The 25,882-nt window shown below is 71.1% G+C and carries 19 protein-coding genes; 13 read left to right on the forward strand and 6 right to left on the reverse strand.

The features are described from left to right. Window positions 1–59 precede the first annotated feature (59 nt). The 6 genes from ACW62_RS29370 to ACW62_RS29395 form a co-directional block, all read right to left on the reverse strand. A complete protein-coding gene (locus ACW62_RS29370; RefSeq protein ID WP_157575066.1) occupies window positions 60–1,361 on the reverse strand; it encodes a PucR family transcriptional regulator in 1,302 nt (433 codons plus the stop codon). 60 nt (window positions 1,362–1,421) lie between these two features. Next, complete coding sequence (locus tag ACW62_RS29375; RefSeq protein ID WP_169792155.1) at window positions 1,422–1,973, reverse strand: peroxiredoxin family protein; 552 nt, start codon at window positions 1,971–1,973, stop codon at window positions 1,422–1,424. Beyond that, a complete protein-coding gene (locus ACW62_RS34910) occupies window positions 1,970–2,422 on the reverse strand; it encodes a hypothetical protein (RefSeq protein ID WP_053207687.1) in 453 nt (150 codons plus the stop codon). The genes ACW62_RS29375 and ACW62_RS34910 overlap by 4 nt, the downstream gene beginning before the upstream one ends. Before the next feature lie 75 nt (window positions 2,423–2,497). Next, window positions 2,498–4,615: a metallopeptidase domain-containing protein gene (locus ACW62_RS29385; RefSeq protein WP_205629682.1), complete on the reverse strand. Its 2,118-nt coding sequence runs from the start codon at window positions 4,613–4,615 to the stop codon at window positions 2,498–2,500. A 78-nt stretch (window positions 4,616–4,693) separates the two neighbouring features. Further along, entirely contained in the window at window positions 4,694–6,811 is a 2,118-nt protein-coding gene (locus ACW62_RS29390) for a metallopeptidase domain-containing protein (protein WP_157575068.1), read from the reverse strand. A 72-nt stretch (window positions 6,812–6,883) separates the two neighbouring features. Continuing rightward, window positions 6,884–9,016 carry a M6 family metalloprotease domain-containing protein gene (locus ACW62_RS29395; protein ID WP_205629683.1) on the reverse strand — a complete coding sequence of 711 codons (2,133 nt, stop codon included), beginning with the start codon at window positions 9,014–9,016 and terminating at the stop codon, window positions 6,884–6,886. 461 nt (window positions 9,017–9,477) lie between these two features. Between ACW62_RS29395 and ACW62_RS29400 the strand changes: the two genes are divergently transcribed. The 13 genes from ACW62_RS29400 (at window position 9,478) to ACW62_RS29460 (ending at window position 25,870) form a co-directional block, all read left to right on the forward strand. After that, complete coding sequence (locus tag ACW62_RS29400) at window positions 9,478–11,154, forward strand: ABC transporter substrate-binding protein (protein WP_053207691.1); 1,677 nt, start codon at window positions 9,478–9,480, stop codon at window positions 11,152–11,154. Window positions 11,155–11,161: 7 nt separating this feature from the next. Beyond that, window positions 11,162–12,166: an ABC transporter permease gene (locus tag ACW62_RS29405; protein WP_053207692.1), complete on the forward strand. Its 1,005-nt coding sequence runs from the start codon at window positions 11,162–11,164 to the stop codon at window positions 12,164–12,166. Further along, window positions 12,163–13,098, forward strand: a complete 936-nt coding sequence (locus tag ACW62_RS29410; RefSeq protein ID WP_053207693.1) for an ABC transporter permease — start codon at window positions 12,163–12,165, stop codon at window positions 13,096–13,098. Before ACW62_RS29405 ends, ACW62_RS29410 begins: the two co-directional genes overlap by 4 nt. Window positions 13,099–13,105: 7 nt before the next feature. Further along, the gene (locus ACW62_RS29415; RefSeq protein WP_053207694.1) at window positions 13,106–14,122 is read left to right on the forward strand and encodes an ABC transporter ATP-binding protein; all 1,017 of its coding nucleotides are present in this window, start codon (window positions 13,106–13,108) and stop codon (window positions 14,120–14,122) included. Further along, window positions 14,119–15,252: an ABC transporter ATP-binding protein gene (locus ACW62_RS29420; protein WP_053207695.1), complete on the forward strand. Its 1,134-nt coding sequence runs from the start codon at window positions 14,119–14,121 to the stop codon at window positions 15,250–15,252. The genes ACW62_RS29415 and ACW62_RS29420 overlap by 4 nt, the downstream gene beginning before the upstream one ends. Next, entirely contained in the window at window positions 15,242–16,381 is a 1,140-nt protein-coding gene (locus ACW62_RS29425; protein ID WP_053207732.1) for an NAD(P)/FAD-dependent oxidoreductase, read from the forward strand. Before ACW62_RS29420 ends, ACW62_RS29425 begins: the two co-directional genes overlap by 11 nt. Further along, entirely contained in the window at window positions 16,378–16,650 is a 273-nt protein-coding gene (locus ACW62_RS29430) for a (2Fe-2S)-binding protein (RefSeq protein ID WP_053207696.1), read from the forward strand. The genes ACW62_RS29425 and ACW62_RS29430 overlap by 4 nt, the downstream gene beginning before the upstream one ends. Next, complete coding sequence (locus ACW62_RS29435) at window positions 16,631–18,016, forward strand: FAD/NAD(P)-dependent oxidoreductase (RefSeq protein WP_053207697.1); 1,386 nt, start codon at window positions 16,631–16,633, stop codon at window positions 18,014–18,016. Before ACW62_RS29430 ends, ACW62_RS29435 begins: the two co-directional genes overlap by 20 nt. Window positions 18,017–18,121: 105 nt before the next feature. Beyond that, window positions 18,122–19,552: an aldehyde dehydrogenase (NADP(+)) gene (locus ACW62_RS29440; RefSeq protein ID WP_083460315.1), complete on the forward strand. Its 1,431-nt coding sequence runs from the start codon at window positions 18,122–18,124 to the stop codon at window positions 19,550–19,552. Between the two features lie 78 nt (window positions 19,553–19,630). Next, window positions 19,631–20,524: a dihydrodipicolinate synthase family protein gene (locus ACW62_RS29445; protein WP_053207699.1), complete on the forward strand. Its 894-nt coding sequence runs from the start codon at window positions 19,631–19,633 to the stop codon at window positions 20,522–20,524. Window positions 20,525–20,543: 19 nt separating this feature from the next. Continuing rightward, window positions 20,544–21,545, forward strand: a complete 1,002-nt coding sequence (locus ACW62_RS29450) for a proline racemase family protein (RefSeq protein ID WP_053207700.1) — start codon at window positions 20,544–20,546, stop codon at window positions 21,543–21,545. Window positions 21,546–21,625: 80 nt separating this feature from the next. Further along, window positions 21,626–22,300 (forward strand): GntR family transcriptional regulator, encoded by a 675-nt coding sequence (locus ACW62_RS29455; protein ID WP_053207701.1) that lies wholly within the window; start codon window positions 21,626–21,628, stop codon window positions 22,298–22,300. Window positions 22,301–22,873: 573 nt separating this feature from the next. Then, the gene (locus ACW62_RS29460) at window positions 22,874–25,870 is read left to right on the forward strand and encodes a beta-L-arabinofuranosidase domain-containing protein (RefSeq protein WP_053207702.1); all 2,997 of its coding nucleotides are present in this window, start codon (window positions 22,874–22,876) and stop codon (window positions 25,868–25,870) included. Window positions 25,871–25,882: the final 12 nt, after the last annotated feature.

The raw sequence follows: 25,882 nt of genomic DNA on the forward strand, positions 1-25,882 counted from the left end.
ACTGGGAACGGCCGCCTGAAACTCAAGATCAACCTCAGAGTTTGGGAAACCTAGCAGCGCTAGCGGGAGGCCACCGTGGGGAAGGGCGTGACGTTGTCGGTGCCGGTGGCGCCGGCGGGGACGGCGGCGTCGGCCGGGCCGGCCTGGCGGGGCGCGTACTGGCCGGTCATCCGGGCCACCTTGAGCGACAGGTGCAGGGCCAGCCGCTCGGCGCCGCTCTTGAGGTTGGTGTGGGCGAGCTGCTCCAGCCGCTGCAGCCGATAGTACAGCGACGTCCGGTGCAGGTTGAGGCGCTCGGCGGTGAGCTGGGCGTTGCCGGCGACGTCGAGGTAGGTCTCGAGGGTCTCCAGCAGCGGCAACGCGTCGGGGTCGTCGAGCAGGTGGCCGAGGCCGGGATGGACCGTCGGCACCTCCTCGCCGAGCGACGCCAGCTTGACGACGATCTGGTGGATGCCGAGCCGGGACCAGTGGACGACGTCGCCGAGGCCCGGGAGCAGGCGAGCGGCGTCGGCGGACATGCGGGCCTCGCGGAAGGAGGCATACGCGTCCTCGAGAACGTCGCGGCGGCTGCCGACACCGACGACCAGCGCGGCGTCGGACCCGGCGCCGGCCAACGCGGTCCGGGTCAGCTCGACCAGCCCTTCGACCCGTTCGTCGACGTAGATGTCGTGGTCGCCGGTGCAGGACAGCAGCAGGACGGCGTGGTCGCGGCTGATCAGGTCCAGCGCCTGGCCGCGCCGGACCACGCGGCGGAAGTCGGCGACGGCCTGGGCGAGGGCGTCCTCGATGTCGACGGCGGAGGAGCGGCGCGGCACGCCCTGCAGCACCACGGCGACGACGCCGTCGCGGTCGGGCATGTAGCCGGCGTCGATGAGGCTGCGAGCGGCCTGGGCGCTCATCGGCGAGCTGCTCAGCAGCATGTGCATGGTGTCGGCCAGCCGGGCGGACGAGAACAGGCTGGCCACGCTCTCGCGGTGCAGCCACTCGCCCAGCTCGGCCGCGCCCTGCACGCACGCGTCGAGGTCGGCGTCGCTCATGCTGCCGTCGGCGTCGACGAACCAGAGGTGGCCGAGCAGCTTGCCGCGGTAGACGACGGGGACGCAGATCCGCGGCAGCATGTGCAGTTCGGGGTTGGCCGGCAGCCGCAGCGGCCGGCGCAGGTTCGGCAACCCGAACCGCTTCAGCCAGCCGCGCACCTCGGACGAGGCGTGCCGGCGCAGGATGGAATCTTCGCGGACGTCGTCGATCGGCTGGTCGTGCGAGCTGAACGCGAGCAGCCGCATGTACCGGTCTTCGAGCACGGCCGGCCGCGCGACCCGCTGCGCCAGGCTCTCCAGGATCTGCTGCATCGAGAGTTCCATGATCACCTCCGCCCGCGCAGTAACATATCACATGCTACCGGGATGAAAGGGATGAATACGTCACCGGGCGACGACGAACTCCGTCAGCTGGCTGCCGAGGTCCTCCACGCCGCCCGGCCAGCCGCGCACCAGCTGCCCGCCGCGCGCGATCAACGCCACCAGCGGCGGCTCGTCGACACCGTAGCGCCGGAACACCTCGCCGACCGGGTCCAGCCCGACCGGGTACGCGATGTCGTGCTCGCGCACGTACTCGGCGGCGTCGTCCTCGCTGGTCGCGCTGCCGACGCCGACGAACAGGACGGCGTCGCGGTACTCCTCGCTCAGCGCGGTGATGTCGGCCTGCTGCTGCGTGCACAGCTCGCAGAACGACTCGAAGAACACCAGCACGACCGGCCGCTGCTCCCACTGCTCCGCGAGGTCGAGGGTGCTGCCGTCGAGCAGCTCCAACTCGAACGACGGCGCCGCCGGCGCATCCGAAGGCGCGTCGATGAACGTCACGTCGCTGGGCACCTCGCCGGGCAGCTCGAACGACACCGCGGCCGGGTCGTCCGACCCGGAGCACCCGGCCAGGGCCAGCACAGCGGCCACGACCGCCACTACGACACGCCTCACGAGATCAACACCTCTCCGATCAGTTCCGCGTCGTCGCTCGGCTCGATCGGCACGGCGAAGCCGTCGCCGACGACGAACTCGTAGCCGTCCGGCGTGGTCAGCCCTTCGACGTCGACGTCCATGACGCACATCGTGGGCTGCCGCATGCCCTCGCGGAACGAGACGTCCATCATCTGCTCCGCGGTGCCGCTCGGCAGTTCGCCGCGCGCCACCTCGACGCCGTCACCGTCCTCGACGGTGAAGGTCGCCTCGGCGTGGACGGAGCGGAACGCGCCCGCCCCGTTGCACGGCTCGCCGAGCCGGCGCAGGTTGCCGTCCGGGATGAGCACCCGGACGACGCCGGCCTCGGTGCCGGAACCGGACGCATCGTCGGACGAGCCCGAGCACCCGGCCAGCACCGGGATCAGAACGGCGACGGCGAGCGCCGCACGGCCACGCAGACGTAGCACGGGATGAGTCCCCTCCCCGGGAGCCCGGGCAGCGGCGCGGAAACACGGCGCCGCCGCCCGGGTGCCCACTCGAGATCAGCGGCGCGGGTTGGTGTCCTGGACCGCAACCGTACAGGTGACGGACCGGGTGGCCGCCGGGTCGCTTTCCGACGTCGCGGTGAGCGTGACCGTGGTCTCGCGCGCCGCCGGCGTCTCGCGGGTGACGTACACCGGCACCTCGACGGTGTCGCCGGCCCGCGCCGTGGTGAGCGCGTTGTCCAGCCGCGCCGTCCAGCCCTTGCCGCTGGACGCCACCGACAGCCGGTACACGTCGTTGTCCAGCTTCGACGCGACGTCGGTCGGGTGGCCCGCGGTGTTCGTCGCGGCCGAGCCGGTGTTCGTCAGCGGGAACGTGCACTGCGCCGCCTGGCTGGTCCGCAGACCCGTGACCTCGGCCGCACCCACCGACACCCCGCGGTCCTGCGCACCGTCGCCGTCCAGCGACCGCACCGCGAGGTCGTACGACAGCACGCCCTCCTCGTCGCGCTCCATGTCGATGACGTAGAAGTGCAGCCGGTTGTGCTCGTCGACGTACTCGTACTCCGAGCCGGAGTTCGTGCCGGCGTGGAAGAGGGCGTCGTTGAGCTGGCGGTGGTCGGCGATCGACGCCATGACGGGGGTGCCGTCGGGGCGGTAGAAGTCGACCAGCCCGATGTCGTCGGGGTTGGCGTCGATGGTCCAGTTGAAGCAGCTGTAGCCGCAGGTGTTCGAGCCGCGCTGCTTGTTCTTCGCGATCATGACGCCGCTGTCCGGCGTGAACGAGTCGAAGCCCATCCGGTCGACGACCTCGACGGTGTAGTCGTCCCACCCGGTGTTGCCGTTGTTGTCCGGGTCGGTGTGGCAGAACGGGTCGGTGTCGGCGTTGCAGTCGGGGGTGCGGTCGGGGCGACCGGCGCCGTCCAGCCTGATCCGGACGCCCGACGTGCCGTCCTCGCCCGCGTCGACGGCGCGCGCCGTCACCCGGTCGACATAGACGCCGGTGTTCGCCAGGTTCTCCCGGCTGAGCTCCACCAGGTTGTCGGCGATGCCGGCCAGCATCTTGTTGCGCACCATCAGGCCGGCCGGCGACCACCCGCCCATGTTCGGCGGCACCACCCACCGCAGGTGGTGGCCACCGGGACCGTTGAACGAGCCGCGGTCCATCATGTCCCACGGCGCGGATCCCACCCGGTGGAACGGCGACGGCGGACTCTGCCGGTCCGAGAACGGATTGTTGTTGTTGTCGCCGATGCTGAAGAAGAAGTGCCCCATCTCGTGCGTGATGGTGCCCGAGCTCTCCGCCTGACGGATCGAGGCGCTGCCCCAGCGCTGCGACGACGCCAGCCACGAGGTCCACTCGACGTAGCGGGTGGGCGCCCAGTTCGGCATCGAGTCGTCCGGGTCCAGCCACTCCGGCGGGCCCCACTCGTCCGGCACGTCCTCCTTGGAGTCGAACATCATCTCGCCGAACTCCTGCCAGACCGAGGTCTGGTCGTAGCCGGCGTAGACCCGCAGCACGACGTCGTAACCGCACCGGCTGCCCACGCAGGGCGTGCCCTGCTCGGCGAGGTCGGCCCGCCACAGGTTGTCGGTGTCGCCCTCGACGTTGCCGTTGCAGGTGTAGCCCTCGGGGCAGTGCTCGCCCGGCGCGTTGCGGATCCAGCTCTCGTTGAGGCCGTACTCGAACTGGTTGCGCGGCAGCGTGTACGGGCCGAAGGTGTCCATCTCGTCGACGCCGAGCCGGCCGCGGCTCTGCTCCATCCAGTACTCGTGGATGGTGCGGCCGTGGTTGTACTCGTTCGGCTCCAGGTAGTAGTCGCGGTAGAAGTCCGGGACGTCCGCACGCGCGATCGGGTCGATCTGCGGGTTGCCGAACGGGTCCGACCCCTTCGGCTGGGTGATGACGAACGGGATGTCCTTGAAGTCGACCGCGACGAGGGCGATGCGCAGGCCGCGCTCGCTCGGCTTGACGTCGGGGTCGTTCCACTCGGTGCCCGGGATGTCGGTCCAGTCGTCCCAGGTCAGGTCGTACTGGTTCTGCCAGTTCTGCGGGTCGATCGGCTCGACGACGTAGTCCGGCGGATCGGCCTGTACCGCCCCGGCGGACATTCCGAGCACGAGGGCCGCGGCGGCGAACGTGAGACTGGCGGCACGAAGAGTTCGGCGGAATCTCATGGGTGCTCCTTCACGAACCGCCCGGGCCTGTCTCGCGGACAGGCCCGGGCGGCCGTCATGGGATGCGGACGACCGGCGTCACCGCCGGGGGTTGGTGTCCTTCACGGCCACCGTGCAGGTGATCTGCTGGGTGGCCGACGGGTCGCTCTCCGACGTCGCGGTGAGGGTGACCGTGGTGTTCCGTGCGGCCGGCGTCTCGCGGGTGACGTAGACCGGGACCTCGACGGTCTCACCGGCACGGGCCGTGGTGAGGGCGTTGTCGAGTTCGGCCGTCCAGCCCTTGCCGCTGGACTCGACCGAGAGCCGGAACACGTCGTTGTCGGCCTTGCCGCTGACGTCGCTGGCGTGGCCGGCCGGGTTCGTCGCCTCCTCGCCGGTGTTGGTCAGCGGGAACGTGCACTGGGCGGCCTGGCTGGCCCGGATCCCGGACACCTCGCCGTCGCCCAGCTCCACCCCCCGGTCCTGCGAACCGTCGCCGTCCAGCGACCGCACCGCCAACGTGTACGACAACACGCTGTCGTCGTCGCGCTCGATGTCGATGACGTAGAAGTGCAGCCGGTTGGCCTCGTCGACGTACTCGTACTCCGAGCCCGAGTTCAGGCCGGCGTGGAACGCGGCGTCGTTGAGCTGCCGGTGGTCGGCGATCGACGCCATGATGGGCGTGCCGTCCGGCTTGTAGAAGTCGACCAGCCCGATGTCGTCCGGGTTGGCGTCGATGACCCAGTTGAAGCAGCCGTAGCCGCAGGTGCTGTTGCGGTCCTCGTTGGTCTTGTTCTTGGAGATGATCACGCCGCTGTCGGGGTTGAACGAGTCGAACCCCATCTGGTCGACGACCTCCAGCGTGTAGTGGTCCCAGCCGGTGTTGCCGTGGCAGAACGGGTCGGTGTTGATGTCACAGGCCGGCGTGCGGTCCGGACGGCCCTCCCCGTCCAGGCGGATCTTCACGCCCGACGTGCCCTCGGCGCCGGGGTCGACGGCGCGCGCAGTCACCTCGCCGACGACGACGCCGGTGTCGGCCAGCGCCTCACGGCTGAGGTCGAGCAGGTTGTCCGCCGGCAGGATGCCCGCGTGGATCTTGTTGCGGACCATGAGGCCCGACGGCGACCAGCCACCCATGTTCGGCGGCACGACCCAGCGCATGTGGTGACCGCCGGGGCCGTTGAACGAGCCGCGGTCCATCATGTCCCACGGCGCCGAGCCGACCCGGTGGAACGGCTGCGGCGGGTTCGCGCGGTCCGAGAACGGGTTGTTGTTGTTGTCGCCGATGCGGAAGAAGAAGTGCCCCATCTCGTGCGTGATGGTGCCCGAGCTCTCCGCCTGACGGATCGACGAGAGGCCCCACTGCTGGGCCGCGGCCCGCCACGAGGTCCACTCGACGTAGCGCGTCGGCGCCCAGTTCGGCATCTCGTTGTCGGGGTCCACCGACGCCGGCGGGCCCCACTCGTCCGGGATGTCCTCCTTGGTGTCGAACATCATCTCGCCGTACTCCTGCCAGATGCTGGTCTCGTCGTAGCCGGCGTAGACCCGCAGGATGACGTCGTAGCCGCAGCGGCTGTCCGGGCACGGGACGCCCTTCTCGGCCAGGTCGGCCTTCCAGACCGTGTCGACGTCGCGGTCGAGGTTCCCGTTGCAGGTGAAGCCCTCGGGACAGGCCGACTGCTGACCCCACTCGTTCAGGCCGTACTCGAACAGGTTGCGTGGCACCTGGTACGCGCCGAAGACGTCCATCTCTTCGACGCCGAGCTTCCCGCGGCTCTGCTCCATCCAGTACTCCTGGATGGTGCGGCCGTGGTTGTACTCGTTCGGGACCATGTAGAAGTCGTGGTAGAACTGCGGCACCTCGTCCCGCGAGATCGGGTCGATCTGCGGGTTGCCGAACAGGTCGCTCTGCTTCTCCTGCGTCATGACGAACGGCTGGTCCGGGAAGTCCACCGCCACCAGCGCGATGCGCAGGCCACGCTCGCTCGGCTTCGCGTCCGGGTCGTTCCACTCGGTGCCCGGGATGTCGGTCCAGTCGTCCCAGGTCATGTCGTACTGGTTCTGCCAGTTCTGCGGATCGATCGGCTGGACCTCGAAGTCCGGCGGAGCCGCCTGCCCCGCACTCGCCACACCGACGACGAGCGTCGTGACCGCGGCCGCGGCAAGTCCCAGCCGCCACCGCCTCGCGCCGCTCGTCCTGCTGAGCCCTCTACGCATGCGCTCTCCCAACGTCGTGCCCGGTGGATAAAATACGACATTGCACATTGCTCGTCACGTCCGGACGACGGGTCAGCGCCGCACGGTCGTGGCGGCGACGTCGACCACGCAGGTGGCCGTCGCGGTCGGGTCGCTCTCCGAGGTGGCGGTGAGCGTGACGGTGGTCGACCGGACCGCCCCCGGGGTGCGGGTGACGTACACCGGCACCTCGACGGCGCCGCCGAACGGGCTCGCGGCCAGCTCGTTGTACAGCTCGGCGTCCCAGCCGGCGCCGGACGACGTCACCGACAGCCGGTACACGTCGGCCGCCACCTCGTCCGTGACGTCGCCCGGGTGCGCCGCCGCGTCGACCGGCGCCGTCTCGCCGGTGTTCTCCAGCGGGAACGTGCAGGTGGCCGCCTTGCCGGGGGTGTGCCGGCCGGGCACGCCGGTGTCCAGAGCGACGCCCCGCCGCTGCGGGCCGGCGCCGTCGAGCGAGCGGACGGCGACGGTGTACGTCCGCACGCCGTCCGCGTCCTCCTCGACGCCGACCACGTAGAAGTGCAGCCGGTTGTCCTCGTCGACCCACTCGTAGGACGTGCCCGAGTGCGTGCCGGCGTTGAACGTCGCGTCGTTGACCTGGCGCGGGTCGCCGGTGACGACCATCCGCGGCGTGCCGTCGGGCTGGTAGAAGTCGACCATCCCGATGTCGTCGGGGTTGGGGTCGATCAGCCACGAGAAGCAGGTGGCCGTGCCGCAGTTGCTGCCACGGTCCTTGTTCTTGTAGATCAGCACACCGTTGCCGGGCGTGTACGAGTCGACGCCGAGTTGCTGCACGACCTCGAGCGTGTAGTTCGTGTAGTCGGCCTGGCCCATGCATTCCGGGCCGGCGGTCGACGGGTGGCACGACGGCGTGCGATCCACCGGTGCGGCGCCGTCGAGCCGGATGCGCACGCCCAGCAGCTCGTCCTCGTCCGGACCGGCCGCTCGCGCCCGCACCTTCGCGACCACGACGCCGGACGACGCCAGCCCGTCGCGGCTGAGATCGACGATGTCGTCGGTGTCGATGAGGCCCAGCTCGAGCTTGTTGCGGATGCTGTGGTGCGGCCCGACCGTCGAGCCGCCGTCGGCCGGGACCTTCCAGCGGGTGTGCATGCCGGTCGGCCCGTTCCAGGAGCCCTGGCTCATCATGTCCCACTGGCCGGTGAAGGTCCGCTGGGCCGGCACCGCGAAGGCGCCGTTGTAGTTGTCGCCGAGGCCCAGGATGTGGGTGAACTCGTGCGCGAACCCGGCGGTGCCCGACGACTCCGACATGTTGCCGCTGCCGCCGCCGGCGCTGGCCCACGTGAACGAACCGGCCGCCCACGACGTCCACGGGATGTAGCGGGTCGGCATCCAGTTCGTCATGACGCCGTCGGGGTCGAACTCGGCCGGCGGGCCGAACTCGTCCGGCACGTCCTCGGGCGAGTCGAACATCATCTCGCCGAACACCTGCCAGGCGGTGGACTCGTCCAGGCCGGCGCCCATGAAGAAGATCAGGTCGTACTGGCTGCGCACTTCCGGCGGCACGTTCGCCTCGTACAGCGCGCGGGCGTCGCGGGTGTAGTTGCCGTTGCAGGTGAAGTCGGGCGGGCAGCTGGCGGCGTTGCCGTACGGGGAGTTGCCGTACTCGAAGTGGTTGCGCGGCATCCGGAACGGCCCGAACGCGTCGACGTCCACGCCGTACTGGCCGTAGGAGTCCTCCATCCAGTACGAGTTCAGCGTCTGCCGGTGGTTGAGGTCGCTCGGCTCGTTGAGCAGTCCGGCGTAGAACCGCGGGACGTCCGCGCGCGGGACGTCGCCGACGCCGATCGGGGTGCCGAAGATCGTGGACCCCTCCGGCTGGCTGATCTGGAAGTCCATGTTCGGGTAGTCGACCAGGACGAGCGCCGCCCGCCAGGTGTCGACGGTGGGCTCGCGATCCGGGTCGGTCCAGTCGACGCCCGGCACCGGGACGAAGTCGTCCCAGGTGAGGTCGTACTGGTTGTCCCAGTCCTGCGGGTCGATCGGGACGAGCGGCGGAGCCTGCGACGGGCCGGCGCTCTCGGCGCCGGCGAGCTGCGGGAACAGCAGCGCGGACGCGGCCACGGCGATCAGCAGCGCCCGCGCCCGGCGGACGTGTCGCGACGATCCATCCGCGACTGCCGTCAGGCCTCGCGGTCGGCTGCCAGCGTCTGTCGGAGACACAGATCCTCCTCGGCCAGAGGTGCGGGAAAAGGCGTCACCGGACAGCGACGCCGAGATGCGGTGATTCTGTGCCGGTACGAGGGAAACGAGAGTAATATTGTACTGTCACCGGTCACGTGGAACAAGTGCGCAGGTGCCGGCCGTCGCCACCACGGGCCGACCGTCCATGATCATCAACCGATGGCGACACATGACGTCACCAGTCGTTGATGACGACCGGCCGCGCGCGGACTCACCCCCCAAAAGGGGACATTCACCCGCGTTACGATTAGGACACAGTAGTGCAATAGCACATCGCACTGTGTCCGCTCTGATGGTTAGATCTGTGCTCTGTGGTGCCGCGGAAGACCCGTGCCGGTCGTGGGTTCCGGGGTGCCACAAGCGTACTGAGCGTCCCGACGCCAGATCCGCGAGCCGGCCGCCCCCCTCGGCTCTGTCGCATGTCGAACCAAGGAGGACCAATGCGTGTGCACCGCAAGGCAGGGCGACTCGTCGCCCTCACCGCCGCCGTAGGGCTGCTGGTCGCAGCCTGTGGCGGCGACGACTCTGGCTCGGGTGACACCGGCAGCGACGACGGCGGCGACCCGAAGACCTTCATCTTCGGCGCGTCCGACGACCCGAAGACCCTCGACGCCGCGTACGTCTCGGACGGCGAGTCGTTCCGGGTGATCTTCCAGATCTACGAGACCCTCGTCCAGCTCGAGCCGGGCACGACCGAGGTGGCGCCCGGCCTGGCCGAGGAGTGGGAGGTCAGCGACGACGGCCTCACCTACACCTTCAACCTGCGCGAGGGCGTCTCGTTCCACGACGGCGAGCCGTTCAACGCCGAGGCGGTCTGCTACAACTTCGACCGCTGGTACAACTTCACCGGCCCCGCGCAGAGCGGTGACGTCACCTACTACTGGCAGACGGTGTTCGGTGGCTTCGCCACCAAGGAGGTCGAGTCCGCGCCCGACACCAGCCGCTACCAGTCCTGCGCGGCGACCGACGAGCTCACCGCCACGCTGACGCTGACGGAGCCGTCGTCGGCGCTGCTGGCCGGCCTGGTGCTCCCGGCGTTCGCCATCGCCAGCCCGAAGGCGATCGAGGAGGGCGGCACCGACATCGTCGCGTCCGGCGACTCGTTCACCTACAGCGGCGGCTTCGGCTCCGAGGTGGTGGCCGGTACCGGCCCGTTCGAGTTCGTCAGCTGGGACCGCGGCGAGAGCCTGGTCCTGGAGCGCAACGAGGACTACTGGGGCGACGCGCCCGCGCTGGACGAGATCATCTTCCGGCCGATCGCCGACCCGACCGCCCGCCTCCAGGCGCTGCAGGCCGGTGAGATCGACGCCTACGAGGGCGTCAACGCCGCCGACATCGGCGCCATCGAGAGCAACGGCGACCAGGTCGTCGAGCGCCCGGCGTTCAACGTCGGCTACGTCGGCTTCAACAACAAGCTGCCGATCTTCCAGAACGAGAAGATCCGCCAGGCCATCGCGCACGCGCTGAACCGGCAGGGGCTGCTCGACGCCGCGTACCCGGAGGGCGCCGTCGTCGCCAACCAGTTCCTCCCGCCGGACCAGTGGGGCTACAACGACAGCGTCGAGGGCTACGAGTACGACCCGGACCTCGCCCGTCAGCTGATCCAGGAGTCCGGCGAGACGAACCTGACGCTGGAGTTCTGGTACCCGTCGGACGTGTCGCGGCCGTACATGCCGGACCCGCAGGCCGTGTACGAGTCCTTCGCCGCCGACCTGCAGGCCGTCGGCTTCACCATCGTCCCGAAGACGGTGCCGTGGACGCCCGACTACCTGCAGAACATCCAGGGCGACGGCCTCGGCCAGCTGCACCTGCTGGGCTGGACCGGCGACTACGCCGACCCGGACAACTTCGTCGGCACGTTCTTCCGCCAGGATCGCCCGGAGTTCGGTTTCACCGACCCGGCCATCCAGAGCAAGCTGAACGAGGCCCTCGGGATGACCGACCAGGCCGAGCGAGAGACGCTGTACCAGGAGATCAACCAGCTGCTGTACGACTACATCCCTGGCGTTCCGTTCGTCCACAACCAGCCGCTGCTCGCGCTCGCCGGTGATGTCACGGGCTACACCCCGTCGCCGGTCAGCCTCGAGTACTTCAAGCTGGTCGACATCGAGGGCTGATCGACACGTGCTGAGATTCATCGTCCGGCGCCTTCTCCTGCTCGTCCCGATCCTGCTGGGTCTGTCGGTCCTGCTGTTCGCATGGGTCCGCGCCCTTCCCGGCGGTCCGGCACAGGCACTGCTGGGAGAACGGGCCACGCCGGAGGCCGTCGCGGCGATCGAATCGCAGCTGGGCCTGGACCGCCCGCTCTGGGAGCAGTACCTCCAGTTCCTGGGGCGGGCCGTCCGGCTCGACTTCGGCGCGTCGCTGCAGACCGGGCAGCCGGTCATCGACGAGATGGTGCGCCGGTTCCCGGCCACCATCGAGCTGGCGCTCGCGGCGCTGCTGATCGCCGTCGCCGTCGGGATCCCGCTCGGGTACCTGGCGGCCCGGCGCTACGGCACCTGGATCGACAGCCTCGCGGTGACGGGGTCGCTGCTCGGCGTGACGATCCCGATCTTCTTCCTGGCGTACCTCCTCAAGTACGCCTTCTCGGTCGAGCTCGGCTGGCTGCCCACGGCCGGCCGGGCCGACCCGAGGGCCCGGGCGGAGCATCCCACCGGGTTCTACGTCCTCGACGGCATCGTCACCGGGAACCTGGGCGCCAGCTGGGACGCCATCCAGCACCTGATCCTGCCGGCGCTGGCGCTGGCGTCGATCCCGCTCGCGGTGATCGTCCGCATCACCCGGGCGTCGGTCCTCAACGTCGTCAACGAGGACTACGTGCGCACCGCCGAGGCCAAGGGCCTGCTGCCGGGCACGATCACCCGGCGGCACGTGCTGAAGAACGCGATGCTGCCGGTCACGACCGTCATCGGCCTGCAGCTCGGCGTCCTGCTGGCCGGCGCCGTGCTCACCGAGACCGTGTTCGCGTTCGCCGGCGTCGGCAAGTTCATGGCCGACGCGATCGTGCAACGCGACTTCCCGACCATTCAGGGGTTCATCCTGGTCATCGCCGTCGTGTACGTCGTCATCAACATGATCGTCGACCTGACGTACGGGTTGCTCGATCCGCGGGTGAGGGTCTCATGAGCGTCAACGAGGTGGTCGCAGGCGAGCCGGGCGGACCGGCCCCGGCCCCGACGGAGGCGGCCGCGCGGCCGCCGTCCAGCCTGGGCCGCGAGGCGCTGCGCCGGCTGGTGCGCACCCCGATGGCGGTCGTGGGCATGGCGCTCATCGCCGTCTTCGTCCTGGTCGCGATCTTCGCGCCGCTGATCGCGCCGTACTCCCCCACAGACAACTCCTGGCTGGACCAGGTCCGCCCGGGCCAGTACCCGGGCCCGTCCGCCGAGCACTGGCTGGGCATCGACCCGCTCGGCCGCGACGTGTTCTCCCGGATCATCTACGGCGCCCGGCAGTCGCTGCTGATCGGCGTCGTCGCGCTGGCGCTGGGCGCCGTCGCCGGCATCGCGCTGGGCGTGCTGGCCGGCGCGTTCGGCGGCTGGGTCGACACCGTCGTCATGCGCTTCGTCGACATCATGCTGTCGGTGCCCGGCCTGCTGTTCGCCATCGCCGTCGCCGCGATGCTCGGCCAGAGCCTCACCTCGGTGATGATCGCGATCGCCGTGGTGAACGTGCCGATCTTCGCCCGGCTGCTGCGCGGCGAGATGCTCGGGCAACGTGGCGCCGACTACGTGCTGGCGGCGCGGTCGCTGGGCATCTCGCGCTCGGCGATCGTGTTCCGGCACGTGCTGCCGAACTCGTTCACCCCGGTCATCGTGCAGGGCACGCTGACGCTGGCGCTGGCCATCGTCGAGGCGGCCGGCCTGGCCTTCCTCGGCCTGTCCGGCAGCGACCCGTCGGCGCCCGAGTGGGGGCGCATGCTCACCGACGCGCAGGAGACGCTGACGTCGGCGCCCATGCTGGCGATCTACCCCGGCCTGGCCATCGTCCTCGCCGCGCTCGGCTTCACCCTGGTGGGCGAGTCGCTGCGCGAGGCCCTCGACCCCAAGTTCCGGCGGTGACGACTTCATGAGCCTGCTCGAAGTGCGCGACCTCTCGGTCACGTTCACCCGATCCGGCCAGGAGCCGGTGCGCGCCGTCGACGGCGTCAGCTTCGACGTCGCCGCGGGCCAGTCCGTCGGCATCGTCGGCGAGTCCGGGTCCGGCAAGTCGGTGACGTCGCTGGCCGTCATGGGGCTGCTGCCGTCGCGCGGCGTCCAGGTGGGCGGCACCGTCACGCTGGACGGCAACGAGCTGACCGACATGGACCAGCGCGCCCTGCGCGACATCCGCGGCCGCGACGTCGCGATGATCTTCCAGGACCCGATGACGTCGCTGAACCCGGTGGTCACCAACGGCAGGCAGCTGGTCGAGGTGCTGACCCGGCACGCCGGGCTGAGCAAGGGCGAGGCGAAGGCCGAGGCCGAGCAGCTGCTGCGCCGCGTCGGCATCCCCGACCCGGTCCGGCGGCTCGGCGAGTACCCGCACCAGCTCTCCGGCGGCATGCGCCAGCGGGTGATGATCGCCATCGCGATCGCCTGCCGGCCGAAGCTGCTGATCGCGGACGAGCCGACGACGGCGCTCGACGTCACCATCCAGGCGCAGATCCTGGACCTGCTGCGCACGCTGGTGGCCGAGAGCGGCTGCGGGATGATCATGATCACCCACGACCTCGGCGTCGTGGCCGGCCTCTGCGACGACGTCCACGTCATGTACTCCGGCCGCATCGTCGAGTCGGCGGGGACGAAGGACCTGTTCGCCCGGCCGTCGCACCCGTACACCGACGGTCTGTTGCAGTCCATCCCGCGCATCGACGACGACGATCCGGCCGACCTGCTGCACACCATCCCCGGCTCCGCCCGCGACACCGTCGCGTGGGACCGTGGGTGCGCCTTCCAGCCGCGCTGCGCGCGGGCGGTGGCCGAGTGCCTGTCCGGGCCGCCGGCGGTGACCGAGCTCGGCACGCCGATCGTGCCGCATCCGGTCCGCTGCCTGCGGCCGGTCGGCCAGGACGTGAGCCTGCACGAAGGGAACGTGGCCCGGTGAGCCTGCTCCAAGTCCGCGACCTCGAGGTCCACTTCCCGATCAAGGCGGGGACGCTGTTCCAGCGCACCGTCGGCGCCGTCAAGGCCGTCGACGGCGTCGACCTCGACGTCGAGGCCGGCACGACGTTCGGGCTGGTCGGCGAGTCCGGCTGCGGCAAGTCGACGCTCGGCCGCGCGATCATGCGGCTGACCGAGCCGACCAAGGGCTCGGTCACACTGGACGGCCAGGACATCCTGGCGCTCAGCGAGCGGAAGATGCGCGCCGTCCGCCGCCAGTTCCAGATGGTCTTCCAGGACCCGATGGCCAGCCTCGACCCGCGGCAGAGCGTGGAGTCGATGCTCACCGAGCCGCTGCGGGCGCACAAGTTCCCCGGCGGCTCGGCGGCGCACGCCAAGCGCATCCGCGAACTGCTCGACGTCGTCGGGCTGCCCGAGTCGGTGGTGAACCGGTACCCGCACGAGTTCTCCGGCGGGCAGCGGCAGCGCCTCGGCATCGCCCGCGCGCTGGCCCTGAACCCGTCGCTGATCATCGCCGACGAGCCGGTGTCCGCGCTGGACGTGTCGATCCAGGCGCAGGTGATCAACCTGCTCAAGGAGCTGCAGGAGCGGTTCTCGCTCACCTACGTCGTCATCGCGCACGACCTCGCCGTCGTCCGGCACATCAGTAAGACCGTCGCCGTCATGTACCTGGGCGGCATCGTCGAGCAGGCGCCGGCCGCCGACCTCTACGGCCAGCCGCTGCACCCGTACACGCGGGCGCTGATGAGCGCCGTACCGGTGCCGGACCCGAACGTCGAGGAATCGCGCAACCGCATCCTGCTGCAGGGCGACCTGCCCTCGCCGGCGAACCCGCCGGCCGGCTGCCGGTTCCACACCCGCTGCCCGTGGAAGCAGGCGGCGAAGTGCGACACCGAGCGGCCGGCACTGCGCGAGCTGCCGTTGGTGGCGCCCGGGCACAAGGTGGCCTGCCACTACGCCGAGGACATCCTGTCCGGGAAGCTGACGCCGCACGAGGTGCGTCCCGAGGAGGTCGCGCTGACGCCGGCCGCCGACGATCCCGGCAGCATCGAGACGACGGAGGCGCACGTCGCCGGTGGGCTCACCCCCGGAGGACCGCCCGGTGCCCGCTGACACCGCAGACGTCGTGGTGGTCGGCGCCGGCGTCGTCGGCGCGGCCACCGCCTGGTACGCCGCGCGGTCCGGGCGCTCCGTCACGGTCGTCGACCGCGGCTCGGTGGCCGGCGGCACGACCGGCGCCGGCGAGGGCAACATCCTGGTCTCGGACAAGCCGCCGGGCGCCGAGCTGGACCTCGCCCGGCTGTCGTCCGCGCTCTGGCGCGACCTCGCGGTCGAGGTCGGCGGGTTCGAGTACGACACCAAGGGCGGCCTGGTGGTCGCGTCGACCCCGGCCGGGTTCGACGCCTTGGTCGCGCTGGCGGCCCGGCAGCACGCGGCCGGCGTCGAGACCGTCGTCGTGCCGGCCGGCGAGCTGGCCGAGCACGAGCCGCACCTGACGCCGTCACTGGCCGGTGGCGTGCTGTACCCCGGCGATGCGCAGGTCCAGCCGATGCTGGCGGCCGCCCGGCTGCTGCGCGCGGCCCGGACCAAGGGGGCACGGGTGCGCACCGGCGTCGAGGTGACCGGGTTCCTGCGCTCCGGCGACCGCGTGACCGGCGTGCGGACGACGGCCGGCGACCTGCCCGCAGGCGCCGTCGTCAACGCCGCCGGGACGTGGGGCGGCGAGATCGCCTCGCTGGCCGGCGTCGACGTGCCGGTGCTGCCACGTCGCGGCTTCATCCTGGTCACCGAGCCGCTGCCGCGCCTCGTCCGGCACAAGGTCTACGCGGCCGAGTACGTCGCCGACGTCGCCAGCGACGACGCCGACCTGCAGACGTCGCCGGTCGTCGAGGGCACCGAGGCCGGGCCGATCCTCATCGGCGCCAGCCGTGAGCGGGTCGGCTACGACCGCACGCTGTCCGTGCGCGTGCTGCGGGCGCTGGCCGCGCAGGCGGTCGCGCTGTTCCCCGTCCTGGCCGGCGTGCAGGTCATCCGCGCCTACCGCGGCTTCCGCCCGTACTGCCCCGACCACCTGCCGGTGATCGGCGCGGACCCGCGCGCGCCCGGCCTCTTCCACGCGTGCGGGCACGAGGGCGCCGGGATCGGCCTGGCCGCCGCCACCGGGCGGCTGATCGCCCAGCTCGTCGACGGCGACCGGCCGGAGCTGGACGTGACGCCGTTCCGGCCAGAGCGGTTCGCATGAGCGCGGCGTTCGAGTTCGACGGGCGCGACATCGCGTTCACCGAAGGGCAGACCGTCGGCGCGGCGCTGGTCGCGGCCGGGGTGCGGTCCTGGCGGACGACCCGGCGCGAGGGCCGCCCGCGCGGCGTGTTCTGCGGCATCGGCATCTGCTTCGACTGCCTGGTGACCATCGACGACGTCCCCAATCAGCGGGCGTGCCTGGTGCCGGCGGACGCGGACTCGATCGTCCGCAGCCAGGAAGGAGACGGCCGTGGCCACCTCGCCGTATGACGTCGCCGTCGTGGGCGCCGGCCCGGCCGGGCTGGCCGCCGCCGCGGCAGCGCTCGCGGGTGGGGCGCGCGTCGCCCTGATCGACGCCGGACGGCAGCCCGGCGGCCAGTACTGGCGGCACCGGCCCGGCGATCTGGGCGCGGTCGCGGACCTCCACCACGACCTGGGCGCCTTCCGTGCGCTGGTCGCCGGTGTCGCGGGTGCGGTCAGGTACTTCGGCCAGCACGTGTGGAACGTCTCGGGCTCGGCAGCCGACGGGTTCGCCGTCCTCACCGCCGAGACCGAGGTGGCCGCCCGGAGCCTGGTGCTCGCCCCCGGCGCGTACGACCGGCAGGTCCCATTCCGCAGCTGGGACCTGCCGGGCGTGTACACCGCCGGGGGCGCCCAGGCCCTGCTCAAGGGCAACGAGGTGCTCGTCGGCCGGCGCGTCGTCGTCGGCGGCACCGGGCCGTTCCTGCTGCCGGTGGCGGCCGGGCTGGCCGCCCGCGGCGCGCACGTCGCCGGCGTGTACGAGGCCAACGCCCCGGCCGGCTGGGCCCGGCACACCGCCGCGGTGCTGCCGGTCGCGGCCAAGCTGACGGAGGGCGCGGGCTACGCCGCCGCGCTGGCCCGGCACCGGGTGCCGTTCCACTCGCGCCGGGCCGTCGTCGCGGCGCACGGCGAGCAGGCCGTCGAGGCCGTCACCGTCGCGAAGCTGGACCGCGAGTGGCGCATCGTGCCCGGCTCGGAGCGGATCGTCGAGTGCGACGCCGTCGCGGTCGGCTGGGGGTTCACGCCGCAGCTGGAGCTGCCGCTCGCGCTCGGCGTCGCCACCCGCGTCGACGCCGACGGCTCGCTCGTCGTCGAGGTCGACGAGCGGCAGCGGACGTCGGTGCCCGGCGTCTACGTCGCCGGCGAGGCCTGCGGCGTCGGCGGGGCGCCGCTGGCCGTCGCCGAGGGCGAGATCGCCGGGACGGCGGCCGTCGCGGCCCCCGTGCCGGCCCGGCTGCGCCGCCGCCGGCGGGCGCTGCGCCGGTTCGCCGCCGCCATGCACGCCGTCCACCCGGTGCGCGACGGCTGGCAGAGCTGGCTGGGCGACGACACCCTGGTCTGCCGGTGCGAGGAGGTGACCGCGGGCGAGGTGCGGGCCGCGGTCGACGACCTCGGCGCGACCGACGCACGGACCGCGAAACTGCTGAGCCGAGCCGGCATGGGATGGTGTCAGGGACGGGTGTGTGGCTACGCCACCGCCTGCCTGACCGCGTCGGCCTCTGGATCAGCCACAGTGTCGGCGCTCGACCTACAGGGGGTGAGCGAACGGCCGATCGCCGTTCCGATCTCGCTCGGCCGGCTGGCGGGCGACGCCGGCCACACCGGACAACAGTGACATTTCACATGTCACTAAGATATTCTGTAGGAAGCACACGACGACGTCCGGCGCCCGGCGGACCTCTCGTCGACTCACCCCGCACCGAACCTGGAAGGCTCATGCATGTCTGACGTCGATCACGCCGTCGGCGCCGCCGCCGAGGCAGCAGCGCCGTTCGAGCAGGCCGGCCGCGTCCGCCGGGCCGACGCTCTCGACGCCGTCGCCGCCGCGCTCGAGGACGACCGCGACGCCATCGTCTCCACCGCCGACGCCGAGACCGGGCTGGGCAGCACCCGGCTGAACGGCGAGCTCACCCGCACCACGTACCAGCTGCGGCTGTTCGGCGAGGTGCTGCGCGAGGGCTCGTACACCGAGGCCACCATCGACCACGCCGGCGACACCCCGATGGGCCCGAAGCCCGACCTGCGCCGCATGCTCGTGCCGGTCGGCGTCGTCGGTGTCTTCGGCGCGTCCAACTTCCCGCTCGCGTTCAGCGTGCCCGGCGGCGACACCGCATCCGCGCTGGCGGCCGGCTGCCCCGTCGTCGTCAAGGCGCACCCGTCGCACCCCGAGACCAGCCGGCGCACCTTCGCCGCCATGCGGGCCGGGCTGGCCGAGGCCAAGCTGCCCGAGGGCACGCTCGGCCTGGTCGAGGGCCTGGAAGCCGGCACCGCACTGGTCCAGCACCCCGACGTCCGCGCCGTCGGCTTCACCGGCTCCACCCGCGGCGGCCGGGCGCTGGCCGACCTCGCCGCCGCGCGGCCGCAGCCCATCCCGTTCTACGGCGAGCTCGGCAGCCTGAACCCGCTGGTCGTGACGCCCGAGGTGGCGGACGGCCAGGCGCAGGAGTTCGCCGCCGGCTACGTCGGCTCCATCACCATGGGCGTCGGCCAGTTCTGCACCAAGCCGGGGCTGCTGTTCGCGCCCGCCGGCGCCGACGAGCTGCGGGCCGCGCTGGGCGCGAAGCTGGCCGAGGTGCCGGCCGGGCGCATGCTCAACGACTCCATCCGCGACGCCTACCAGGCCGAGACCGAACGGCGGCGCGCCGACGACCGGCTGCGCACGCTCGGCGACGGCCAGGGCGACGACCCCGCGCTCGGCCGTCCGGCGCTGTTCTCCGTCGCCGCCGCCGACCTCGACGCCGAGCTGCTCGAAGAGTGCTTCGGCCCGACCGCGCTGGTCATCGAGTACCGCGACACCGACGAACTGCTGGCCGCGCTGGACCGACTCGAGGGCCAGCTGACCGCGACCATCCACGCCGGCGACGGCGAGACCGACCTGGTCGGCCGGCTGCACACCACCCTGCGGCAACGGGCCGGCCGGCTGCTGTTCGGCGGCTTCCCGACCGGCGTCGCCGTCACGTGGGCCATGCAGCACGGCGGGCCGTACCCGTCGGCCAGCCTCAGCACACACACCTCCGTCGGGCCGACGTCGATCCGCCGGTGGCTGCGCCCGATCTCGTATCAGAACGCGCCCGAGCACGTGCTTCCCGAGGAGCTGCGCGAGGCGAATCCGGGCATTCCGCGGCGCGTGGACGGCATTCTCCAGACCTAGATTTTGCCCACCTGGACCCGTTGGTCCCATTCTCCACACATGAGTGAAATGTTATATAGTATAGAAATGGAGCCTCACATGAACGGTCGTGAAAAGCCATGGCACGGCGTTCTGGTTGCCACCCCGACGTTCTTCCGTGACGACCTGTCGGTCGACTACGACCGGTACGCCGAGCACGTCCGCTGGCTTGCCGGCAACGGCATCGACGGCGTGTGCCCGAACGGCTCGCTCGGCGAGTACCAGGTGCTGACCCCGGAAGAGCGGGCCACCATGGTGAAGGTCGCCATCGAGAACGCGCCCAAGGGCTTCACGGTGATGCCCGGCGTCGGCGCCTACGGCTCCCGCGAGGCACGGGGCTGGGCCGAGCAGGCCGCCGAGGCCGGCGCACAGGTGGTCATGGCGCTCCCGCCGAACGCCTACCGTGGCGACGACCGTTCGGTCATCGAGCACTTCCGCGAGATCGCGAAGGTCGGCATTCCGGTGTCGGCGTACAACAATCCCATCGACACCAAGATCGACCTGAAGCCGGCTGTGCTGGCCGAGCTGTACAACGAGGGCCTCATCGTCGGCGTCAAGGAATTCACGGGCGAGTCCCGCCGCTCCTACCAGATCAGCGAGCTGGCGCCCGGCCTCGACATCCTCATCGGCACCGACGACTCCGTCGTCGAGGTCGGACTGGCCGGCGCCAAGGGCTGGATCTCCGGCTACCCGAGCGTCTTCCCGCAGGCCTGCGCCCAGCTCTACCACGCGGTGCTGGCGCACGACCTCGACACCGCGCTGCCGCTGTACCGCGACCTGCACGCGCTGCTGCGCTGGGACTTCAACACCGAGTTCATCCAGGCGATCAAGCTGTCGATGGACGTCATCGGCCGTCACGGCGGTCCGGTCCGTCCCCCGCGCCAGCCTATGCTGGCCGGGGACGCGGCGACCGTGCGCGAGCTGACCGCCAAGGCCGCCGAGAAGTACTCCTGACGGTCGAGGGAGCCCGCCGATGCGATCCAAGCGCATCTTCCACACCGTGGAATCGCACACCGAGGGAATGCCGACGCGCGTCGTGACGGGCGGCGTCGGCACCCTGCCGGGCGCCACCATGGAGGAGCGGCGCCAGTGGTTCATCGCGCACTCCGACCACCTGCGGCGACTGTTGATGTTCGAGCCGCGCGGGCACTCCGCCATGAGCGGCGCGATCCTCCAGCCCGCCACCCGGCCCGACGCCGACTGGGGGGTCGTGTACATCGAGGTGTCCGGGTGCCTGCCGATGTGCGGGCACGGCACCATCGGCGTCGCGACGGTGCTGGTCGAGACCGGGATGGTCGAGGTGACCGAACCCGTCACGACGATCCGGCTGGACACCCCGGCCGGGCTCGTGGTCTGCGAGGTCGCCGTCCGCGACGGCGCCGCCGAGGCCGTCACCATCCGCAACGTCCCGGCGTACACCGACCGCCTCGACGCGAAGGTCGACGTCCCCGGCTGGGGCGCCGTCACCTACGACCTCGCCTACGGCGGCAATTTCTACGCCATCGTCGACGCCGGCCAGCTCGGCCTGCGCGTCGACGTCGCCCAGAAGGACCAGTTGCTCGCCGCCGGACTGGCCGTCATGGACGCCATCAACGCGGCCGACGCCCCGGTGCACCCCGAGAACCCGGAGATCAACGTCTGCCACCACGTCCAGCTGGTCGACCCCGGCTCGGACGCCCGCCACTCCCGGCACGCCATGGCGATCCACCCCGGCTGGTTCGACCGCTCGCCCTGCGGCACCGGCACGTCGGCACGTATGGCACAGCTCTTCACCCGCGGTGAACTGCCGCTCGACACCGACTTCGTCAACGAATCGTTGATCGGCAGCCGATTCGTTGGCCGTCTCGTCGGCGAGTCGAGCGTCGGAAACCTTCCCGCGGTGATACCTACAGTCACCGGGCGCGCATGGCTGACTGGAACGGCACAATACTTCCTCGACCCAGCAGATCCCTTTCCCGAGGGCTTTCTCCTTTAGGGTTGAAGAGGTGGGATATCTCGCACGAACGCGACGTCGCGGTGACGTTCGGCCGTCGTGCAACACCGGAGGGACCACAGATGGCTGAACTGCGGCAGTTGGCTCTGCCGTCCTTCGCACGACGGATGAGCGTCAGGGAAGAGGTCGCCGACGCATTGCGTGGCGCCATCGTGTCCGGGGAGATGAAGCCCGGCGAGCTCTACTCCGCCCCCGGACTGGCCGAGCGTTTCGGCATCTCCGCCACCCCCGTCCGCGAGGCGATGCTCGACCTCGTCAAGCAGGGACTGGTCGAGGTCGTCCGCAACAAGGGGTTCAAGGTCACCGACATGTCGGAGACCGACCTCGACCAGATCACCCAGATCCGGGAGCTGCTCGAGCCCCCCATCGCCGCCCAGGCCGTCTCGGCGATCTCCGCGCAGGAGCTGTCCCACCTGCGCAACCTCGCCTCGGCCATCGTCGACGCCGCTGCCGAGGGCGACCTCATCAGCTACATCGGCGCCGATGTCGAGTTCCACCTCCGGCTGCTCTCGGCCAGCGGCAACCAGCGTCTCGTCCGCATCGTCCAGGAGTTGCGCGCCCAGACTCGCCTCTACGGCCTGTCGTCGCTGGCGTCGTCGGGGCGACTGGTCGCGAGTGCGCGGGAGCACCTGCAGATGTGCGACCTCATCGAGGCCGGCGAGGCCGAGCAGCTGCAGGAGCTCATGCGCACCCACATCGGCCACATCCGGCGCGAGTGGGCCGGCCGGGAGGACTAGGGTCCGGGGTCTCGGCGATCAGGTGACGGAAGCGCCCGGCGTTCGCGCGTTGTGTCACCTGATCATCTCCACGATGCGGACACCAAACGATCAGGTGACGAAGGCGCGCCGAATCTGAGCGATACGTCACCTGATCATCGGCGGCAGCGGTGCCGCCGGCACCTGGCTTCGAGCCCTGGATGAGAGCCCTCTCACCCAGGGCTCATCGGCAGCTCAGACAGCGGCGAGAGGCTCACTCCCGCACCGGCGGTGCCGACGAACCCCGCCGGAGCCCGGGACCTCCCGGAGCACGAGGCCTGAGCCCCGCCGGACGACTCCCCCTTCGGCGGCGCGGCTCAGGTCTCGCGCTGCGTTCGACGCCGCTTCCGGCGACGGCGGGCGCGGCCACCCGCCACGCGCGGCCGCGCCGCCGCCCTCGCCGTCACGCCACCACTACCGGCCGCCACCCACCCTTGACGCCCGTTTCGTCCGGTCAGTACCATGTCACATCTTTCCATGCTGTTACCGCTAACAGGATCCACGGCACACTCCGAACCCGTCGGACTCCGCATCTCCCCGGACAAGGAGAACCACATGAAGAAGGACCTGTCCCGGCGCACCGTCCTCCGCTTGGGGGCACTGGCGGCAGCGGCACCGGCCGTCGGCACCATGGCGGCCGGCAGCGCCGGTGCCGCGCCCGGCGGCGCCTCCGCCGCAGCCGCCCGTCTCGCCAGCCAGCCCAACCTCCCGATCGCGGACAGCTGGCAGGTGCGCCCGTTCACGCTGAGCCAGGTGACCCTCGGCGACAGCGTCTTCAAGGAGAAGCGGAACCGGCTGCTCAACTACGCCCGCGAGTACGGCCCGAGCGTCGTCAACGGCGTGCGCGACGACCAGCGGGGACCGGACCGCATGCTGCGCAGCTTCCGCGTGACGGCGGGGCTGGACCACAAGGGCGTGAACCCGATCGGCAGCTGGGAGTCGCCCGACGGCAACCTGCGCGGCCACTTCAGTGGGCACTTCCTGACGCTGCTGGCGCAGTCGTGGGCGTCGACCGGTGAGCAGATCTTCAAGGACAAGCTCGACTACATGGTCAACGCGCTGGGCGAGTGCCAGGACGCGCTCGCCGCGCAGGCCGCCCGGCCCACGCCCCGTGTCGACGGACGCCACGGGACGGCGATCCGGTTCACCGGCACCCCGAACGGCCACATCACCGGCGACGCCGACGTCATCCGGCTGCCGGAGGGCATCGTCAGCGGCCTGACGGACTTCACGATCGCCGCGTGGGTGAACCCGGCCGTGCGCGACGACAACGCCCGCGTGTTCGACTTCGGCCACCCGGGCGACGCCGCGTCGGACTCGCTGTCGCGGATGTACCTGACGGTGCACAACGACACCGGCCCGCGGTTCGCCATCACCACCGGCGGCGCAGCGGCGGAGCAGCGCATTCAGGCAACGACGGCACTGACGGCGGGCCAGTGGGCGCACGTCGCGATCGTCAAGTCCGGCGGCACCGGCACCATCTACGTCGACGGGGTCGCAGCGGGCAGCGGCGAGCTGACGCTGTCGCCGTCCGACCTGGGCAGCACGCCGGCCAACTGGCTCGGGCGGGCCCAGTTCCCGCAGGTCAACATCAAGTTCCTGAACGGCCTGATGGACGAGTTCCAGATCTTCGGCCGTGGCCTCGACGCGGCCGAGGTGGCCGCCGTCGCCGCCGACCCGGCGTCGGCGAGCGCCGACGTCGCCTGGTACCGGTTCGACGAGGCGCCCGGCCCGGTCGTCACCGACTCGTCCGGACGCGGCCAGCACGGCGAGTTCGCCGGCGCGACGGACGGACGGCGGCACCCGGGCTTTCTGTCGGCGTACACCGAGGCGCAGTTCATCCGGCTCGAGGAGTTCACCACCTACAGCGGCACCGGCATCTGGGCGCCGTACTACACGCTGCACAAGATCATGCGCGGCCTCATCGACGCGTACCACCTGGCCGGCAGCGAGCGGGCGCTGGAGATCGTCACGAAGATGGGCGACTGGGTGCACAGCCGCCTGTCGCGGGTGCCGCGCGAGAACCTCGACCGCATGTGGTCGCTGCACATCGCCGGCGAGTTCGGCGGCTCGAACGAGAACCTCGCCCACCTGGCCGCCATCGACACCGACCCGGAGCGCAGCGCCAACCACCTGGCCGCGGCGAAGGCGTTCGACAACCGGCGGACGGTGTTCCCGGCGGCCGTCGAGGACCGCGACGTGCTCACCGGCATCCACGTCAACCAGCACGTGCCGCAGTTCACCGGCTACCTGCGCATCTACGAGCAGGACACCGAGGCCAACGCCGAGTACTTCACCGCGGCGGACAACTTCTGGCACATGATCGTCCCGCACCGGATGTTCAGCCACGGCGCGGCCGGCGGCCAGTACGGCGCGGCGCCCGGGCGGCCGGAGAACACCAACCCGGAGCTGTTCCAGCCGCGCGGCGACATCTCCGAGTCGCTGCACTACCAGGCCGCGACCGCCGGGACGACCAGCGGCGGCGGCGAGACCTGCTCGTCGTACAACCTGCTGAAGCTGACCCGGAACCTGTACTTCCACCAGCCCGATCCGGCGTACATGGACTACTACGAGCGTGGCCTGACGAACCACATCCTCGGCTCGCGCCGCGACAACGACAGCGCCAGCGACCCGCAGGTGACGTACTTCCTGCCGGCCCACGCGGGCGCCACCCGCGGCTTCGGCAACAACGGCACCTGCTGCGGCGGCACCGGCATGGAGAACCACACGAAGTACCAGGAGACGATCTACGCGCAGTCCGCGGACGGCTCGACGTTGTACGTGAACCTGTACATCGCCTCGACGCTGGACTGGGCGGAGCAGGGGTTCGCCGTCACGCAGGTGACGGACTTCCCGCGGCAGGAGTCGACCTCCATCACGGTCGACGGCAGCGGCCCGCTCGCCGTCAAGCTGCGGGTGCCGTCCTGGGCGCGGCGCGGCTTCACGGTGACGGTCAACGGCGCCGCCGTCGACGCCGCGGCCGAGCCGGGGACGTACCTGACGCTGGACCGGACGTGGGCGCCGGGCGACCGGATCGACGTCGCGATGCCGTTCGGCCTGCGCACCGAGCGCGCGCTGGACGACCCGCAGGTCGAGAGCATCTTCCACGGCCCGCTGGTGCTGCCGGCGCTGAACCGGTCGCGGGAGTGGCGGCAGTTCTCGTTCTACCCGTCGCTCAAGCTCGACGGCGACCTCGCGGCGGCCGTCGAGGCGCTGGACGAGCCGAACTTCTTCGCCACCCACGAGCACACGCTGCGCCCGCTGTACGTCGGCATCAACGACGCGCACCACGTGTACTACAAGCGGGTGGAGCCGAAGGTGGTGTTCGGCTCGATCGACTCCGGCGTCTCGAACGAGGCCCGCGACGACGACGGCGACAGCTTCCTCGACAAGGTCTGGGCGGCGGCGCCGTTCCAGGGCCACGGCGAGTTCGTCGCCCGCGTCGAGCAGGTCGCGTCCGAGTGGCAGGCGGCCGGCCGGTTCACCCGCCGTGAGCGCCAGAACGTCCTCGTCGCCGCCGCACAGGCGCAGAAGGACCTGCGGGCCGGCTGACCCGCCCGCAGA

Source organism: Jiangella muralis (assembly GCF_001270745.1).
Taxonomy (GTDB): Bacteria; Actinomycetota; Actinomycetes; order Jiangellales; family Jiangellaceae; genus Jiangella; species Jiangella muralis.